The sequence below is a fragment of the Paraburkholderia sp. BR13439 genome (assembly GCF_040948805.1).
In the GTDB taxonomy this organism is placed as follows: Bacteria; Pseudomonadota; Gammaproteobacteria; order Burkholderiales; family Burkholderiaceae; genus Paraburkholderia; species Paraburkholderia youngii.
In genome coordinates this window covers 121,369-138,442 of record NZ_JBFPKN010000002.1, presented here as the reverse complement: position 1 = coordinate 138,442, position 17,074 = coordinate 121,369, and the positions used below count along the sequence as shown (strand labels likewise).

13 protein-coding genes are annotated in these 17,074 nt (G+C 66.3%); 5 read left to right on the top strand and 8 right to left on the bottom strand.

The window, feature by feature from the left end:
- Positions 1-37 precede the first annotated feature (37 nt).
- Both AB3X96_RS04565 and AB3X96_RS04560 read right to left on the bottom strand, forming a co-directional pair.
- Entirely contained in the window at positions 38-1,402 is a 1,365-nt protein-coding gene (locus AB3X96_RS04565) for an ATP-binding protein (protein ID WP_368588753.1), read from the bottom strand.
- Positions 1,399-2,061: a response regulator gene (locus AB3X96_RS04560; protein ID WP_018434619.1), complete on the bottom strand. Its 663-nt coding sequence runs from the start codon at positions 2,059-2,061 to the stop codon at positions 1,399-1,401. The genes AB3X96_RS04565 and AB3X96_RS04560 overlap by 4 nt, the downstream gene beginning before the upstream one ends.
- Before the next feature lie 222 nt (positions 2,062-2,283).
- Here AB3X96_RS04560 and AB3X96_RS04555 point away from each other — a divergent pair, with 222 nt between their 5' ends.
- Genes AB3X96_RS04555 through AB3X96_RS04545 form a run of 3 tightly spaced genes read left to right on the top strand, consistent with a single transcriptional unit; the run spans position 2,284 to position 7,866 of the window.
- On the top strand, positions 2,284-3,696 hold the full coding sequence (locus AB3X96_RS04555) for a TolC family protein (protein ID WP_368588752.1): 1,413 nt from the start codon (positions 2,284-2,286) through the stop codon (positions 3,694-3,696).
- On the top strand, positions 3,686-4,810 hold the full coding sequence (locus tag AB3X96_RS04550) for an efflux RND transporter periplasmic adaptor subunit (RefSeq protein WP_368588751.1): 1,125 nt from the start codon (positions 3,686-3,688) through the stop codon (positions 4,808-4,810). Before AB3X96_RS04555 ends, AB3X96_RS04550 begins: the two co-directional genes overlap by 11 nt.
- On the top strand, positions 4,807-7,866 hold the full coding sequence (locus AB3X96_RS04545) for an efflux RND transporter permease subunit (protein WP_368588750.1): 3,060 nt from the start codon (positions 4,807-4,809) through the stop codon (positions 7,864-7,866). The genes AB3X96_RS04550 and AB3X96_RS04545 overlap by 4 nt, the downstream gene beginning before the upstream one ends.
- Before the next feature lie 38 nt (positions 7,867-7,904).
- Here AB3X96_RS04545 and hpnK read toward each other — a convergent pair whose 3' ends face one another.
- From hpnK to AB3X96_RS04530, 3 genes are read right to left on the bottom strand one after another with little or no spacing between them, the layout of a single operon-like run.
- A complete protein-coding gene (gene hpnK / locus AB3X96_RS04540; RefSeq protein ID WP_368588749.1) occupies positions 7,905-8,738 on the bottom strand; it encodes a hopanoid biosynthesis-associated protein HpnK in 834 nt (277 codons plus the stop codon).
- Positions 8,735-10,000, bottom strand: coding sequence for a bacteriohopanetetrol glucosamine biosynthesis glycosyltransferase HpnI (hpnI, locus tag AB3X96_RS04535; protein ID WP_368588748.1), 1,266 nt, complete (start codon positions 9,998-10,000; stop codon positions 8,735-8,737). The genes hpnK and hpnI (AB3X96_RS04535) overlap by 4 nt, the downstream gene beginning before the upstream one ends.
- A 19-nt stretch (positions 10,001-10,019) precedes the next feature.
- Positions 10,020-10,370 carry a hypothetical protein gene (locus tag AB3X96_RS04530; protein WP_368588747.1) on the bottom strand — a complete coding sequence of 117 codons (351 nt, stop codon included), beginning with the start codon at positions 10,368-10,370 and terminating at the stop codon, positions 10,020-10,022.
- A gap of 384 nt (positions 10,371-10,754) precedes the next feature.
- On the opposite strand from AB3X96_RS04530, the gene AB3X96_RS04525 reads away from it, so the two are divergent.
- Both AB3X96_RS04525 and AB3X96_RS04520 read left to right on the top strand, forming a co-directional pair.
- The gene (locus AB3X96_RS04525; protein WP_013089566.1) at positions 10,755-11,414 is read left to right on the top strand and encodes a response regulator; all 660 of its coding nucleotides are present in this window, start codon (positions 10,755-10,757) and stop codon (positions 11,412-11,414) included.
- A complete protein-coding gene (locus AB3X96_RS04520; RefSeq protein ID WP_368588746.1) occupies positions 11,411-12,814 on the top strand; it encodes an ATP-binding protein in 1,404 nt (467 codons plus the stop codon). Before AB3X96_RS04525 ends, AB3X96_RS04520 begins: the two co-directional genes overlap by 4 nt.
- Positions 12,815-12,880: 66 nt before the next feature.
- Here AB3X96_RS04520 and AB3X96_RS04515 read toward each other — a convergent pair whose 3' ends face one another.
- The 3 genes from AB3X96_RS04515 to hpnJ all read right to left on the bottom strand — a co-directional run bounded on the left by AB3X96_RS04515 (position 12,881) and on the right by hpnJ (position 16,708).
- A complete protein-coding gene (locus AB3X96_RS04515; RefSeq protein WP_368588745.1) occupies positions 12,881-13,942 on the bottom strand; it encodes a lysylphosphatidylglycerol synthase domain-containing protein in 1,062 nt (353 codons plus the stop codon).
- A gap of 187 nt (positions 13,943-14,129) precedes the next feature.
- The gene (gene hpnI, locus AB3X96_RS04510) at positions 14,130-15,290 is read right to left on the bottom strand and encodes a bacteriohopanetetrol glucosamine biosynthesis glycosyltransferase HpnI (protein ID WP_368588744.1); all 1,161 of its coding nucleotides are present in this window, start codon (positions 15,288-15,290) and stop codon (positions 14,130-14,132) included.
- Positions 15,287-16,708, bottom strand: a complete 1,422-nt coding sequence (gene hpnJ, locus AB3X96_RS04505; RefSeq protein WP_368588743.1) for a hopanoid biosynthesis associated radical SAM protein HpnJ — start codon at positions 16,706-16,708, stop codon at positions 15,287-15,289. Before hpnJ ends, hpnI (AB3X96_RS04510) begins: the two co-directional genes overlap by 4 nt.
- Between the last annotated feature and the right edge of the window lie 366 nt (positions 16,709-17,074).

Here is a 17,074-nt window from a genome sequence, read left to right as displayed (position 1 = left end):
ATATGCTTGTGACAACCGCTAGCCGCAATGACGACCGTTAATTCGCGGCCGTGACGGGCGCATCGGCGGCGGGCGCATGCAGCCCGGTGACCGACACCCGCAAGCCCGGCGCGCCGACATTGTTGCGCAGCGACAGCCCGAGCTGATGCCGCTCGGCGATCCGCGCGACGATCGCGAGACCGAGCCCGCTGCCCTCGCCCTTCGACTCCTCGCCGCGATAGAAACGGTCGAACACGCGTTCGAGCTCCGCCTCCGGAATCCCCGAGCCGCTGTCGACGACCTCGAAGCCAACCCGCTCGCCCGTGCGCCGCAGCACCACGTCGACACGGCCGCCCCGCGGCGTATGACGAATCGCGTTGTTGATCAGATTCCCCAACAACACGCTGATACTGTGCGGCTCGGCGAGCACCGTGTAGGCGTCGTTCGGTGTGCGCGCCTGTTCGCATTCGAGGCCGAGATCGATCTCGCGCAGCTCCGCGAGCACGGAACAATCGCTGACCGCCTGCTCGCCGATGCGGCGCAGGCTGACCGGCACCGTCGAGGTGACCGGCTGCGCGTCTTCGCGCGCCAGCGTCAGCAATTGCTGCACGAGGTGGATGATCCGGTTCACCCGATTTTCGACACGCTCGAGCGTCTGCCCCTCGCCCCTCAGCGAGCCATCGCGCGACGCCGCCTGCAGTTGCAGCTTCAGCGCCGCGAGCGGCGAGCGCAGCTCGTGCGCGGCATCGGCGATGAACGTGCGCTGCGCCTGCGACGCCGTATGCAGCCGTTGCAGCAGATCGTTCAGCGCTTCGACGAGCGGGCGGATTTCGACCGGCATGTTGCCGTCGAGCCGCAGCGGTTCGAGCGAATCGATCGAACGCGTCGCGAGCGCGCGCGACAGCCCGCCGATCGGCGCGAGCCCGCGCGCGACCACCAGCAGCACCAGCGCGATCGTCACCGGCAGCAGCACGCCGAGCGGCCACAACGTGTGCAGCGCGAGATGCAACGCGAGGTCCTCGCGCACCGACACGGGCTGCGCTACCTGCACGTAGCGGTCCGGCTGCGCGACGCCGAAGATGCGCCAGTGGTACTCGCCGCGCGGCACCGTGTGGAAGCCCGGCGCCAGACGCTCGAACATCGGCGCCTGCGCGGAGTGATAGGCGAGCGTGCCGCTCTTGTCCCAGATCTCGATGACGATGCGGTCGTCGGCGAGATCACCGAGGTCGGGGGCACGACGCTCGCGCAGCCCAGCGCCGCTCAGCGACGACGGCAGCGACAACGCGACACTGCGCAGTTCGTAGTCGAACAGCTCGCTCGCCTCGCGCCGCGCGGTATGGAAGATCGCGAAAGCCGCGACCATCGAGGTCGCCGCCATGCCGAAGATCAGCCAGCCGAGCAGCCAGCGGCGAATCGACGTCATCCGCACCTCTTCAGGCGGTAGCCGACCCCGCGCACGGTCACGACCTGGTCCGCGCCGATCTTGCGCCGCAGACTGTGCACATGCACTTCGATCGTGTTGCTGCCGACTTCTTCGCCCCAGCCGTACAGCTTTTCTTCGAGCTCGGCCTTGGTGAACACGCGGGTCGGCTCCTCGATCAGCGCCTGCAGCAGCGCGAATTCTCGCGGCACCAGCGGCAGCGGCACGCCGTCCTTGGTCACTTCATGCGCGGCGGGGTCGAGCGTCAGTTCACCGTGGCTGTAGACCGGCTGCTTCTGGCCGGTGCGCCGGCGCAGCAGCGCGCGAATGCGCGCGGCCAGTTCGTCGAGATCGAACGGCTTGATCAGGTAGTCGTCGGCGCCGGCGTCGAGACCGCGGATGCGTTCGTCGATCGCGTCGCGCGCGGTCAGGATGATTACCGGCGCCGCGCCGCCGTTGCGGCGATACGCGTTCAGCACGTCGATGCCGTCTTTTTTCGGCAGGCCGAGGTCGAGCAGTACGAGGTCGTACACGCCGTTATCGAGCGACAGTTCCGCCGCGCGGCCGTCCTCGGCCCAGTCGATCGCGTAGCCGGCGCGGCGCATCGCGCCCAGCACCGATTCCGCGATCATGTCGTCGTCTTCGACCAATAGCAGGCGCATGGTCTCTCCCCTCCTTGCTGCGGTTTTAGCCGCCGCATTATCGGCCCCAGCAGCTTAACGAAGCCTTACGGGGTACTGATGACGGCGCCGATTTCGCGCGGCTCGGGTCACGCGATTCGACGTTAAGCCTGTCTTAAGCGCGCGCTTCGGAAAATTGGCTCCCATTGCGAGGCCTCGTTCGCGAGTCGCTCGCCCCTTCCGATGATTCGCAGGAGCCGGATTTTGCCTGATTTCCATCCCGTGACGGCGCTGCGTCGGCGCGCGCTGATGCCGTTATGCGCGCTGCTGATGAGCGGCTGCGCGACCTATCACCGCGAACCGCTCGCGCCGCAGGTCACCTCGACGTCCGCGCGATCGCTCGAACGGGTCCGCATCGATCCCGCGAGCATGCCGCTGCCCGAGTTGGCCACGCATCGGTTCGATCCCGCCGACGGGCTCGACATCGACGAAGTCGCGATGCTCGCGGTCGCCAACAACCCCGATCTGAAGCTGGCCCGCGACGATCTCGGCATCGCCCGCGCGCAGGCTTATTCGGCGGGTCTGCTGCCCGATCCGCAACTGAGCGTGTCGAGCGATTATCCGGGCGCGGCCGGCACCACGCGCGCGTTCAATTATGGCCTCAGCATCGACGTGATGGCGATCGTGCTGCGCAGCGCGAACAAGCAGTCCGCCGACGCGACGCTGGCGAAGACCGATCTCGGCCTTCTGTGGCAGGAATGGCAGGTCGTCGCGCAGGCGCGCCAGCTGTTCGTGAAGAGCTGCTTTCAGCAGCGCACGCTGCCGCTGTTGCAACAGCAACGCGAACTCGCGCGCACCCGCTACGAGCGCATGGCCGCGGCGCGCGCGGACGGCAATCTGACCGACGATACGCTCACCGCCGCGCTCATCGCTTACAGCGACGCGCGCAAGCAGTACACGGACGCCGAGCGCGCGGCCGCGCAAAGCCATCACGATCTGAACGCTCTGCTGGGTCTCGCGCCCGACGTGCAATTGCAGTTGCAGGCGGGCCACGACGACGAAGTCGCACCGCTCCCCGACGCCACGCTCGACTCAGCGCTCGCCGAGCTCGCGCACCGCCGCCCCGACCTGGTCGCGCTACAGGCCGGCTACGAAGCGCAGGAGCAGAAATACCGCGCGGCGATTCTGAGCCAGTTCCCGAGTCTGTCGGTCGGTTTCGTGCGGGCGCGCGACACCTCGAACATCTACACGAGCGGCTTTCAGATCAACCTGAGTCTGCCGATCTTCAACCGCAATCAGGGCAATGTCGCGATCGAAAAAGCGACCCGTCAGCGGCTTCGCGACGAGTACCAGACCCGACTGAACCAGGCGTATGCGGACGTCGCCCGGATGCGCGAGGACAGCGCGATTCTCGCGCGGCAGTTGCAGCAGACCGAAGCCGCATTACCCGGCGTCGAGCGCTCCGCGCGTGAAGCCGCGGCGGCCTACGCCGAACACAACCTCGCGCTCGGCGCGTACACCGACGCGCAAAGCGCCGCGCTCGCGAAACGCATCGACGTCGCGACGCTGCGCGAAGCGCTCGACGAACAACGCGTCGGCTTGCAGGCGCTGCTCGGCAGCGCGATTCCCGACGCTTTCACTCCCGCTCAAACTTTCATCGACACCCATGCGAAATAGCCTGTTTCCATCGCGGTACGGATGGCCGCGTGTTGCGGCCGTCGCCGCGCCGCTGGTTTGCGCGGTCCTGCTGTACGCAGCAGTCCATCCGGTTCGTGCGGACGACAACCCCGCCAGCGAAACTCAACCGTCGGTCGCGGTGCAGACCGTGCACGTGCAGCGCGCCGCGATCGCGCAGCCGGTGCGCGGCTTCGGGATCGTCGCGACCACCGCGTCGAACCTGACGACGATCAACCTGCCCTATGTGTCGCGTATCGCACAGATGCGCGTGCAGGCGGGCGAGACCGTCAAGCGCGGCACGCCACTGTTCGTCGTCCAGGCCGATCCTACCGCGGTGCTTGCCGCAACTCAGGCGAGAAGCGCGCTGACGCTCGCGCAAGGCGAACTCGCGCGGACCCGGTCGCTGTACGACAAAGGTCTCGCGACGCAATCGCAGCTCGCGAGCGCGAGCAAGGCCGTCGACGATGCGCGCGAAGCGCTCGCCGCGCAGACTCAGAGCGGCATCGCGAGCGGCAATAAGGTCGTGACCGCGCCGTTCGACGGCGTGGTGCTGCAGCTATCGGCGGCACAGGGCGACCAGGTGCAGGCTGGCGCGGCGATTCTGCAACTCGCGAGTGGCGCGAGCCGTGATGCGCGCGCAAACGTGACGCTCGGCGTCGAGCCCACCGACGCCGCGGCGATCCATCCCGGCGATGCCGTTACGCTGCACGGCCTGTCCGCGGCACTCGCGCAGACGTCGATCGAAGGCCGTGTGGTGCTCGTCGGTGCCGCGATCGATCCGCAATCGCAACTGGTCAACATCGGCGCGACGGTACCGCTCGCGCAGACGCCGTTCATCCCCGGCACACGCGTTTCTGGCGATATCGCGACCCGCACGGGCACGCACTGGATCGTGCCGCGCGCGGCCGTGCTGCAGGATGGGCAGCATGCGTACGTGTTCCAGATCACGCCGCAAAACAAGGCGCATCGCGTCGCAGTGAGCATCGCGATCGAAAACGGCGAGCGCTACGGCGTCGATGGTCCGCTCGACCCCATGCTCGGCGTCGCGACGAGCGGCAACTACGAGCTGAAAGACGGCATGGCGGTCCGCGCCGCGGGAGATGGCGCGCGATGAACTTCGGCCAATGGATGCAGACGCATCGCCGCTCGCTGCTGTTCGTCATCGCGTTGCTCGCGATTGCCGGCGTGTTGAGCGCGTTCCGCCTGCCGATCTCGCTGTTTCCGAACGTCGCGTTTCCGCGCGCGGTCGTATCGCTCGACGCGGGCGACCGCCCCGCCGAGCAGATGACCACGCTCGTCACGATGCCGGTCGAAGAAGCGCTGCGGCGCGTGCCGAACGTGCGCGACGTCGAATCGACGACGAGCCGTGGCGCCGCGGAGATCTCGCTGAACTTCGATTGGGGCACCGACATGGCGCAGGCGACCCTGCAGGCTCAATCGGCGATCAGCGAAATTCTCGCGACGCTGCCGCCCGGCACGACGATGCAGGTGCGGCGCATGGACCCGACCGTGTTTCCGGTGCTCGCGTACAGCCTCACGTCGAAGCAACAGTCGCTGTCCGCGCTGCGCGATCTCGCGCAGTTCCAGATGCGGCCGCTGCTGTCGTCGGTGGAAGGCGTCGCGCGCGTCGAGGTGACCGGCGGCGCCGAGGACGAGTTCGAGGTCGCGGTCGATCCCGCCCGCCTAGCCGCGTACAAGCTGTCGCTCGCCGATGTATCGAAGGCGATCGGCGCGAGCAACGTGCTGATGGCAAACGGCCGCATCGAGGATCACGACAAGCTGTACCTCGTCGTCACCAACTCCACGATCACGCAGCTCGACGAACTGCGCAACGTGGTCGTGTCCGCCAACGGCAATGCGAACGGCGCGCAGATCCGTCTCGGCGACGTCGCGATGGTGCGCCAGGGCGTCGTGCCGCAATGGATGCGCGTCACCGCCGATGGTCAGGATGCGGTGCTCCTGAACGTGTACCAGCAGCCCGGCGCCAACAGCGTCGCGATGGCACGCGCGATCCGCACGAAGATTGCCGCGTTCCAGCCGCAGATGCCCGCGGGCGTGCATCTGTCGAATTGGTACGACCAGAGCGAACTCGTGATCGCGTCGGCCACCAGCGTGCGCGACGCGATCATGATCGGCATCGTGCTCGCGGCGTTGACGCTGTTCTTCTTCCTGCGCAACTGGAAGATCACCGCGATCGCGGTCGCGCTGGTGCCGGTCGTGATGGCCGCGACGATCCTGCTGCTCGACGTGTTCGGCATGGGCTTCAACATCATGACGCTGGGCGGTATGGCGGCCGCGGTCGGCCTCGTGATCGACGACGCGATCGTGATGATCGAGCACATCGTGCGGCGTATGCGCGAAGCCGGCGCGCGCGCGTTCCATGGCCGCGTGATGGCCGCGGCGCTCGAGTTCACGCGGCCGCTCGCCGGTTCGTCGGCGGCGACGCTGATCATCTTCGTGCCGCTCGCGTTTCTGTCGGGTGTGACGGGAGCCTTTTTCAAGGCGCTGTCGCTGACGATGGCGAGCGCGCTGTTCATTTCGTTCCTCGTCACGTGGCTCGCGGTGCCGATCCTATGCGACCACTGGCTGAAGCCTAAAGACGCCGAAGAGCACCAGGAAACCCGTTTCGCCGCATGGCTGAACCGGCGCTATGCGGTGACGATCGGCCGCGTGATCGCACGGCCGCCGCTCGTGCTGCTCGGCGTCGTGCCGTTGATCGTCGTCGCGGCGTTCGCGTTCACGCGCGTCGGCAGCGGCTTCATGCCGAGCATGGACGAAGGCGGCTTCGTGCTCGACTATCACACGCAGCCGGGCACCTCGATCACCGAAACGGACCGGCTGATGAAGCAGATCGAGCAGATCGTGCGCGCGAACCCTAACGTCGCGACCTATTCGCGCCGTACCGGCGCGGGCCTCGGCGGCGATCTGAACGAGCCGAACAAGGGCGACTTCTTCGTGCGCCTGAAGTCGGGCAAGCGCGAACCGATCGACACCGTGATGGAGGAAATCCGCTCGCAGATCGACACCCAGGTGCCGGGCGTCAGCATCGAGCTCGCGCAGCTGATGGAAGACCTGATCGGCGATCTGACCGCGGTGCCCCAGCCGGTGCAGATCAAGATCTTCTCCGACGATCCGCACACGCTCGACACCACCGCGCGCAGAGTTGCCGCGCGTATCGGCCAGATTCAGGGCATCGTCGACGTGAACGACGGTATCAACCCGGCCGGCGACGCGATCGAGCTGCACATCCTGCCCGCCGCTGCCGCGGCCGAAGGCATGGACCCGCAGGCGATCGCGCAGGCCGTCACCGACATGCTCGAAGGCAATGTCGCGACGCAGTTCCAGAGCGGCCCGAAAACGGTCGGCGTGCGCGTGCGCGTGAACGGTGCGCGCCAGATGACCGATACGCAACTCGGTCAGTTACAGATTCGCGCGCCGGACGGGCATCTGTTCGCGCTGAAGCGCGTCGCCGATCGCGTGAGCGTCACTGGTCAGCCCGAAATCAGCCGCTCGAATCTGAAGCGGATGGTCGCGGTCACTGCGCGCATCGACGGGCGCGATCTCGGCTCGACGATCGCCGACGTGCAGAAGGCGCTCGGCACCGCGGACCTGCTGCCGTCGGGCGTCTATTACGAGCTCGGCGGTCTGTACCAGCAACAGCAGATCGCCTTCAAGGGGCTCTTGACCGTGTTCGGCGCCGCGATCGCGCTCGTGTTCGGCCTGCTGCTGTTCCTGTACGAACGCCTGCGTGTCGCGCTCGCGGTGCTGGCAATGCCGCTCTTCGCTGCCGGCGCGGTGTTCATCGGCCTTTGGATCACCGGCATCGAGTTGAATATCTCGGCGATGATGGGTATGACGATGATCATCGGCATCGTGACGGAAGTTGCCATCTTTTATGTATCGGAATTGCAGGCGCTCGTGCGCGACGACGAAATGCCGTTCGACGACGCGTTGCAGGCCGCCGGCCGCAATCGTCTGCGGCCGATCGCGATGACGACGATCGCCGCGATCCTCGCGCTGTTGCCGCTCGCGTTCGCGCTAGGGCAAGGCTCGGCGATGCAGCAACCGCTCGCGATCGCGATCATTTCCGGACTGATCGTCCAGTTGCCGCTCGTGCTGTTGCTGCTGCCGGCGTTGCTGAAGCTATTGATGAAAAAGCAGCCGGTGTGAGCGCGGCCCAGGTTTTCCGCGTCTCGCGAAGCAGGACGCTACGCAAGCACATCCGCGAACCCGCCGACTCGCGCGCCGAGCGCGCGGATCGCGGCGGCCACCTTTGGCGACAACAGCGCCTGCAACTCGTCGGCATGCCGGTAGTCGTGCATGCCCTCGCTCAGCGCGTCGCCGGCTAGCGCCGGATGACAATAGATTTCGCCGACGCCATACGGCAGATTCGCGAGCGCGGCGAGCCAGCTCGCCTCGTCCATGCGCCCGCTCGCCGCAATGCCGACCACGTAGTCGTTGTGCGCGATCCCCGCGCGCTCGAGCCGCGTCTTCACGTGCGCGACCCACGGCCTCAGCCACAGCGGCGCGTTCGCTTCGAACGGCAGACGCATCGCCTTCATGCCGTAGTCGCGGCCGATGTCGAGGATCAGGCCGAGCACGGTCGGATGCAGATGAAAATGCTTGTGCGTGTTCACGTGGTCGAGCCTGAGGCCGGTCGCGGCGAAGGCTTCGAATTGCGCGCGGATTTCGTAGGCGAGTTGCCGGCGCACGTGCGGCAGAAAGAAGAAGCGCACGCCGTCGCGCACCATGTTGCTGCCGAAGCGGCCGTTCTCGTCGAGCAGCGCGGCGACCTGCTCGCGCGGCGCCAGCGCGGCACCGTCGGCCAGCACCAGATGCAGGCCCACGCGCAGTTCCGGCAGCGTATGCGCGCGCGCAACCGCGTCTTCGGCGGCCGGCGCGCCGACCATCAGACTCGCCGCGCGCAGCACACCGTTGCGGTGCGCGCGCTCGACCGCGAAATTGACGCGCTGATGCAGGCCGAAATCGTCGGCGGTGATGATCAGTCCGCGCGGCTGGACCGGTTTGCCGCGCGCTATCACGTGAGGCTGTCCAGCCGGCCGCTGCGCTCGGCGGACGGCGTGCCGAGCTGCATGCGCTCGCCGCGCCACACGACGTGCGAACCGAACGCGCTGACGAGCCACTGGAGCGCGAGCAGCGTATCGCGCAAGGGCACCAGCGGCAGATCGCGCCAGAACGTGCGCGCACGGCGCGCCGCACGCAAATGCAGCAGCAGGCGCGCACCAACGCAGAGCGCGGTCGCCGACGCGCTCGCGACCACCGCCGCGAACGGCGCGTGAGCACAGGTTGCGAGCGACACGGTCAGCCCTGCGCTCGTCAACAGCCACGGTGTGGGGAATGTGATCAGCAGCGACACGAAACCCGGCGGATTGACCGAGCGGATCGTACGCAGCCAGCGCGTTTCGCGCTGCCACAGCGCCGCGAAGGTCGGCTCGATCACGTCGGTGGCGACCATCACCCGCGACAGCACCGTTTGCAGACCGAGAGCGCGCACGTGCTCGGCGAGCCAGTAGTCGTCGGCGAGGCAGTTTTTCAGCGCCTCGAAGCCGCCGATGCGCTCCAGCGTCGCGCGCCGCAACGCGAGGGTCGCGCCGAAACCGAAGCGGCGCGAGCCCATCGCATGGGCGACCCGCACCGACGGCGCGAACCACTCGTTGATGAACAGCGCACCGACGCGCGGCCAGAAGCCGCCGACGCCGCGCGCGACGTACAGGCACGTGACCACGCCGACGCTCGGGTCCGCGAGCGGCGCGGCGACGCTGTCGAGATAGTCGGAGTCGACCGCGATGTCGCTGTCGGCGATCACGATCACGTCGTGGCGAGCGCGTGCGGCCATGTTGATCAGGTTGCTGACTTTCAGATTGCTGCCGTGTACGCGCGTGTCGATCGCGAGCTCGATGTCGCATTTAGGATAGGCGGCCTGCAAGCGGCGCACCACCGCGATGGCGGGATCGTGCGGCGACGACACGCCCAGCACCAGCTGAAAATGCTGATGCCGCTGCTCGCAGAAGGTCCGGAGATTCTCGTAGAGACGCGGCTCGGCGCCGCACAGCGGCTTCAGCACGCTGACACCGACCTGCGCGAACGGCCCGCCTGGTCCATCGGACGAACCCTCTAGCGAACCGCCGTATGCGCCATTGACCGCCCTGCCGCCATGATGGCTCGATTTATGCCGCGCGGTGAAAAACGGCATGGCGAGCGCGGCGGCTACCGCGTAGATCGAAGCGCTAACGCAGCCGGCCAACAGAAGCCATTGACATGCAATCAACGCGTGGGCCGCCATCGTGTGTCGTCCGTATCCGTCAGTGCTCGGCCAGCACGAACGGTTGCCCCGTTAGCCGGAGGTGAAGCACGACGAGCCACCGGCGTGGACAGTTCGCTGAGATCACGGCGGGCCATGCGCCGCAAGCAGCGCGAATCGCGTAGTCGCGCCGCACCGCGAGCTCGAAGGCGACCTGGGAGAATTCGCGCGCAATCACCACGCCGCCGATGATCAGCGCGAGCGCGAACAGCCTGAACGATGCTGAAGCGAAAAAAGCGTCAGAGACCGGCAGTACAGGCAGCGCGATGCACAGCAGCGCTTCGGTGCCTGCGGCGGTCAGAGACGCGACTAGCAAATGGGCTCGTAGCATGTCGATGGTGACTCGCTTCATAACGTGCCTCGTGCGGGGCCTTGCAGCCTGACCGGATGCTGGCATTGGGCGGGACTCGTCGATACCATCCATTGACGCTATCGACCAGCATAAAGAATGCCTCGCGCGTCACTCCATCGAAGTCCTTACGATCAGGTTGCGATGGCCTGACGACAACCTGGTCTCGCACATGCATCACGATCTGCGACGACCATTTTATAGCGCGTCGATGGTATCGATTCAAGCTGAAGGAAACCTTAAGCATCCGCCTGGCATAAAGCGGCTAACGAACGGCGTGGTTACACTTCGAAACACCGGCGGATTGTTCGTATAGACGCATCAATGCCGCTTGCATAAAAATGCAGGACGTTATGCAATAAATCCCCACATTGGAACATTTGCCTCATGCGCTTACTCCTCGTAGAAGACGACGAGCTCATCGGCTGCGGTGTCGAAGCGGGCCTTCGCCAGGCCGGCTTCACGGTCGACTGGGCACGCGACGGCCACAAGGCCAGCCTCGCGCTCGACACGACTCAATATGCATTGGTGGTACTCGACCTCGGCCTGCCACGCGTGAGCGGCACGGAGCTGCTCAAACGCATGCGCGACGCCGGCAATGACGTGCCGGTGCTGGTGTTGACCGCGAAAGGCACGGTCGTCGATCGCGTCGGCGGTCTCGAAGCGGGCGCCGACGACTATCTCGGCAAGCCGTTCGATCTCACCGAGCTGGTCGCGCGGTGCCGCGCGCTGTTGCGCCGCGCACAAGGTCGCAGTATCGATCTGATTCGTTACCAGAATCTGACAGTGAATCCGGCCGCGCAAACAGTGCAGATCGACGAGGCGCGCGTGCCGCTTACATCGCGCGAATGGGCGATTCTGCTGCAACTGCTGACCAATCTCGGCATTCCGCAGTCGCGCTCGCGGCTCGAAGAAAGCCTGTACGGCTGGCAGGAAGAAATCGAAAGCAATGCGATCGAGGTGCATGTGTCGAACCTGCGCAAGAAGCTCGGCGCAAATCTGATCAAGACTGTGCGCAACATCGGCTATGTGATGGAGAAAGAATGATCGGTCCGTCGATCCGGCGGCGCCTCGTGCTGCTGGTGCTGGCGAGCATCGCGCTCGTCTGGGGCGGCGCGCTCGCGTCGAGCTACCGGCAGGCGACGCGCGAAGTCGGCCTATGGGAGCAAGCCCGCCTCGCCGAACTCGCGCAGATGCTCGCGCTGCTCGATTCGGCCAATCTGATGACGCTCGCGAATGCGCGCATCGACGTGCGCGAAGAAGAGCGAAACGGCGAAGCCGGCGCGAACAACTACGATGACGACGACACCCTGCCGCGCGATGCGCTTTTCCAGGTGCGCTCGGCCGACGGCGTCGTGCTGGCAGGCAGCCCGCAACTGCACGCGCTGGCCGCGTGGGATTTGCCGTTGCCGCCCGCGAGCGGCTCGCAAGACGTGATGCTGGTCGGCGAGCTCTATCACTCGTTCACGTTGCGCGAGACCGTGCTCGGCCACAGCGTGCGCGTGTTCGAGCCGGCCAATACCCGCAGCGACCTGGTGAGCGAAATCGCGAGCCGCATCGCACGGCCCACGCTGATCGCGCTGCCGGTGCTCGCGGTGCTCGTGTGGTTCAGCATCGGCTGGAGCCTCGCGCCGCTGAAGGTGCTATCGGCCGCGCTCAGTTCTCGCGACATCAACCGCATGGAACCGGTCGGCATCGGCCGCACGCCGCTCGAGGTGCGCCCGCTCGTCGATGCGATCAACCAGATGCTCGCGCGTCTGCAGCATGCGCTCGAACTCGAGCGCGCCTTCACCGCCGATGCCGCGCACGAACTGAAGACGCCGCTCGCCGCGATCAAGGTGCAGGCGCAGGTCGCGCTCGCGGAGCCCGACATCGGGCTGCAGCGGCTCGCGATGGAGCGCGTCGTGCAAGGCGTCGATCGCAGCGCCCGGCTCGCCGAGCAGTTGCTGCTGCTCGCGCGGCTCGACGTGCAGGAGAAGCTGCCCACCGAGCCGGTGAAGCCGGCCGCGATCGCGAGAGATACGCTGCTTGCGAACCGGCGTAATGCGCAGCAAAAGCACATCAACGTGATGCTGGTCGGCGACATGCTCGCCGAGATCGATGCGGAGCCGGTGCTGATCGGCATCCTGCTCGACAATCTGCTCGACAACGCGATCAAGTATGGACGTACGGGGGGCAATATCGAAGTCGCGGTGCGCCATGCCGACGAGCACGTGCAGCTGAGCGTGCGCGACGACGGTCCCGGCGTCGAGCCAGAGGATCTCGCGCGCCTCACGAACCGCTTTTTCCGCGCGACCGGCAATCAGGCGACCGGCAGCGGGCTGGGGTTGTCGATCGTTGCGCGGATCGCCGAGCATTTCGGCGCGAGTCTGCAGCTAGGCGCGGGAATCGGGGGCCAGGGGCTGGCGGTGCGGGTGTCGTTTCCGGCCTATCGCGCGCCGCGCTGACGGCGCGCGGCTGCGCGTCGAAGACGCGAGCGGGAAGCGGGAACCGGGAAACCGCGCGCCGATCGCTCAGCGCCGCTCGCCGCCGCGGTTCACGTCGGCGACGCGCGAACGCTGTTTGGCCAGCCCGGCGCCGACGCGGCGCGGCGCGGCATGCGGCCGCGCGCTGCCGGACGCCTCGAACAATTGCCACGCGATCAGGCCCGGCACGAACATCAGCAGGTCGCGAATGCGCCGCGCGGCCGCGAGCGCAAGACAGGTGGCGGGATCGAGCCCGAGTGCGCCGCCAATCAGTACGAAGGCGCCCTCCTGCACGCCGAGACCGCCCGGCACGAAGAACGCGGCGCTGCTGACCGCCTGGATCAGCGATTCGATCACGATCGCCTCGACGAGCGTCACGCGCGCGCCGAGGAAATACAGCGCGAGCCAGATTTCCAGCGAGGTCAGCACGCATTGCAGCGGCTGCCAGAAAAACAGATAGCGCAGCACGACCGCGCGGCGTCGCCAGATCACCTTGATCGATTGATCGATCTGCGCGGACTGGCCGACCAGCGCGGTCAGCTTGCCGCTCGTCATATTGTTTGCCACCCGCGTGATGCGCTCGAACGGATTCGCATGCTGCACGAGCCCGAACAGCAATAGCAGCGGCGTCAACGCGACCACGCCCCACGCGAGCTGCCCGGCGAGCCGCAGCGCGCCCGATTGCGCGTTGGCGAACAGAAAGCCGATGCCGACCATCGTGAACATCAGCTGACTGATCAAGGTCAGTTGCATATCGACGATGGTGCTGGCGACCGCTGTCGATGGCCGGACGCCCCAGCGCTTGAACATGCGAAACGCAACGAGTTCGCCGCCGATCCGCGCGACCGGCAGCATGGAGTTGACCGATTCGCGCACCCATACCAGATGCATCATGCTGCCGAAGCTCGGGCGATTCGCGCCGCGAATCAGCGAGCGCCAGTCGCAGGCGTTGGCGACCATTGGCAGCACGTGCGCCAACGCGGCCAGCACGAGGCCCGCGCCGGCCGCGCGCAGCGCGCTGAGCACCGCGCGCGGATCTTCGCGCCAGACCAGCCACAAAGAGATCAGCAAACCCGCGAGCGCGGCCGCGCGGCCCAGATGCTTCATCATGCGGGCACCTCGCAAGCGACCTGGATAGACCTGATGCGCCGCACGCCGCGTGCCGCGGTATGGGTTGCCGAGTGCGCCGCCTGTGCCGCCCGTGCCGCCGGGCCGCTGCCGTGCGTCTCGAGTGCGGTGCTGTGTCGCCCGCTCGATCCTTCTTCGCTCATTGCCCGCCCAATCTGCCGTTCGTTCGTCATTCGTCCTGTGCCGCCGACAGCAGCCCGTCGCCGTCGACCTTGAAGCTGAAGCCCCGCCAGATCACCCGCGACGAGCGGAAGCTCGCGACGAAAATCGCAAACGATACGATATCCCATAACGGCAGTAGCCACAGATCGCGGCAGCGCTGACGCAACGCCCGATCCGCGCGCCACTTCAACGCGACACGCGCGAGCACCGTCACAGCCGCGAGCAGCCACGCCCACGGCGCGCCGCCCGAGCACGCGAGCGCGAGCAGCGCGAACGGCAATGGATGCACGAGCGCGGTGCCGAGGTGTCCGAGCGGATCGATGCGGCGGATCGTGCGGCTCCAGCGCAGTTCGTGCGTCACCAGTTGCGCGGCGCTCGCTTCGACACAGGCATGCGCGATCGCGAACGGCGGAATCGTGACCTGCTCGCCCGCCGCGCGCACCGCCGCGCCGATTTCGTAGTCTTCGGCCAGATGCCGCACGAACGGCTTGAAGCCGCCGATCCGCTCGTAGGTGTCGCGCCGCATCGCGATGGTCTGACCGAAGCACGGGCGCGCGAGCCCGAGCGCCAGTCCGGTGACGACGCCCGGCAGGAACTGGTAGTTGGTGGCGATCGCCGACAGCCGCGGCCAGAATCCCGGATCGGGCTGGCCGCGATACGCGCAGGTGACGAGCCCGACGCCCGGCTTCTGCAATTCGCCGATCACGTTGCGCAGATAGTCGGGGCCGACGCACACGTCGCTGTCGGCGAACACGAGCACGTCGTGGCGCGCCTGCGGCAGCATGTTGAGGATGTTGCTGATCTTGCGGTTCGGGCCGTACAGGCGCGCATCGGCGACCACGACGATGTCCGCCCGCGGATGCAGGCGCCGCAGTTCGTCGACGGTTTGCAGCGCGGGGTCGGCCGAGTCGTGCACGCCGAACAGGAATTGCACGGGCCCCGGATAGTCCTGGGCGCAAAAGCTCGACAGATTATCGAGCAGCGCCCACTCGTTGCCGTGCAACGGTTTGATCACCGTAATGGGTGGAAAGCTGGAGGGAACGGCCACCGCCCTCGCGAAGAAGCGCCCGATGAGCGCGCTTGCGAGCACGGTGTAGCCGATGCCGACAACAGTCGCCGCCGCGCACGCGTACGCGAGCGTGACGGCGGCGATGTGTACGGCGCTCACGCCTCGTGCGCGCGCAGGAAGCGGAAAAATTCGACGCCTTCGCGCAGGCGCCGTTTCATCATGTCCCAGCTCGTCAGCATTTCGCGCAGGATCTCCCAGATCTTCGACGGCCGGAAATAAAAGCGTTTATAAAAGTTCTCGAGCTGGTGGTACATCTCGTCGCGCGACAGATGTGGATAGCCGATCGCCGCCAGTTGCACGCCCTGCTTGCTGACGAGATTGATCACCTTGTTCTCCGCGAGCCAGCCGCTCTCGACCGCCTGGTGATAGAGCCGGGTGCCCGGATACGGCGCGGCGAGCGACACCTGGATGGTCAGCGGATTGATCTCTTTCGCGTACTCGATGGTCTTCTGGATCGTTTCCTGGGTCTCGCCGGGCAAGCCGATAATGAAGGTGCCGTGCACCTTGATGCCGAGCGTGCGGCAGTCCTGCGCGAAGCGCCGCGCGATGTCCGTGCGCAGGCCCTTCTTGACGTTCAGCAGGATCTGGTCGTCGCCGGACTCGTAGCCGACCAGCAGCAGGCGCAGGCCGTTTTCCTTCATGATCTTCAGCGTCGAGTAAGGCACGTTGGCCTTCGCGTTGCACGACCACGTGACACCCAGCTTGCCCATGCCGCGCGCAATCTCTTCGGCGCGCGGCTTGAAGTCGGTGAACGTGTCGTCGTCGAACATGATCTCCTTGACTTCGGGCATGTTGTCGCGAATCCACTTCACTTCCTCGAGCACGTTCTCGACTGAACGCACCCGATAGCGATGGCCGCCGACCGTTTGCGGCCACAGACAGAACGTGCACTTCGAGCGGCAGCCGCGGCCGGTGTACAGCGACACGTACGGATGCTTCAGGTAGCCGTTGAAGTAGTTCTTGATGGTCAGATCACGCTTGTAGATCGGCGCGACGAACGGCAGCTCGTCCATGTTCTCGAGGATCGGGCGCGCTTCGTTGTGTTCGATCGAGCCGTCGGGGGCGCGATAGCTCAGGCCCAGGATCTGCGAGAACGGCTTGCCCTCGGCGATTTCCTTGCAGGTGTAGTCGAATTCCTCGCGGCAAACGAAGTCGATGGCCTCGGTCGCGATCAGCGAATTATGCGGATCGACCGCGACCTTCGCGCCGACCATGCCGATCAGCAGCGACGGCTTGCGCTTCTTGAGGTCCTGGGCGAACAGTGCGTCGGTCGGGAAGGATGGCGTGCTGGTGTGAATCACCACCAGCTCGTATTGCGAAGCGATGTCGAGCGCGGCTTCGACGGACAGGCCGTCTGCCGTTGCGTCGAGCACGCGGCTGTCGGGAACGAGTGCGGCGGGTTGTGCGAGCCACGTCGGATACCAGAACGAGCGAACTTCACGCTTGGCCTGATAGCGCGAACCCGCGCCACCATCGAAGCCGTCGTACGACGGCGCCTGCAAGAACAGAGTTTTCATGGATGCTCCAGCAACCCTTTATAGGCGCTTTCAGTTTTCAGTCAGGAATCTATCTGTTCCATTGCCCGAATGCAGGTCGTGAAAGCCTGTGCTCGACCCGCACGTAGCGGCGGCCGCGGTCCTGAAAGGCCACGGGCAGTGGCGCAAATAGTACGGAGCAAAGCTGAAGGAAACCTGAAGAATAATACTGCGTTCAGACCGTCCGCGGCATGCTCCGATGGGTCGATTTGTGCGATCGACGCGCTCGTGTAGCCGTGTCGCATCGATGTCGTATCGGTGTGGTACATGCATAGGTTGTCGCGTGGTTTGCGGGCTAGCCCCACTGGCGCCTCCGATGCGCATCACGTTCACGGGCGCGAACGCGCG

Bases quoted from the DNA above. Each gene is read 5' to 3' on its own strand.
- AB3X96_RS04565 (WP_368588753.1), bottom strand. From the start codon at position 1,402: ATGACGTCGATTCGCCGCTGGCTGCTCGGCTGGCTGATCTTCGGCATG.
- AB3X96_RS04530 (WP_368588747.1), bottom strand. From the start codon at position 10,370: ATGAAGCGAGTCACCATCGACATGCTACGAGCCCATTTGCTAGTCGCG.
- AB3X96_RS04545 (WP_368588750.1), top strand. From the start codon at position 4,807: ATGAACTTCGGCCAATGGATGCAGACGCATCGCCGCTCGCTGCTGTTC.
- hpnI (WP_368588748.1), bottom strand. From the start codon at position 10,000: ATGGCGGCCCACGCGTTGATTGCATGTCAATGGCTTCTGTTGGCCGGC.
- hpnJ (WP_368588743.1), bottom strand. From the start codon at position 16,708: ATGAAAACTCTGTTCTTGCAGGCGCCGTCGTACGACGGCTTCGATGGT.
- AB3X96_RS04520 (WP_368588746.1), top strand. From the start codon at position 11,411: ATGATCGGTCCGTCGATCCGGCGGCGCCTCGTGCTGCTGGTGCTGGCG.
- AB3X96_RS04515 (WP_368588745.1), bottom strand. From the start codon at position 13,942: ATGATGAAGCATCTGGGCCGCGCGGCCGCGCTCGCGGGTTTGCTGATC.
- AB3X96_RS04525 (WP_013089566.1), top strand. From the start codon at position 10,755: ATGCGCTTACTCCTCGTAGAAGACGACGAGCTCATCGGCTGCGGTGTC.
- AB3X96_RS04560 (WP_018434619.1), bottom strand. From the start codon at position 2,061: ATGCGCCTGCTATTGGTCGAAGACGACGACATGATCGCGGAATCGGTG.
- AB3X96_RS04550 (WP_368588751.1), top strand. From the start codon at position 3,686: ATGCGAAATAGCCTGTTTCCATCGCGGTACGGATGGCCGCGTGTTGCG.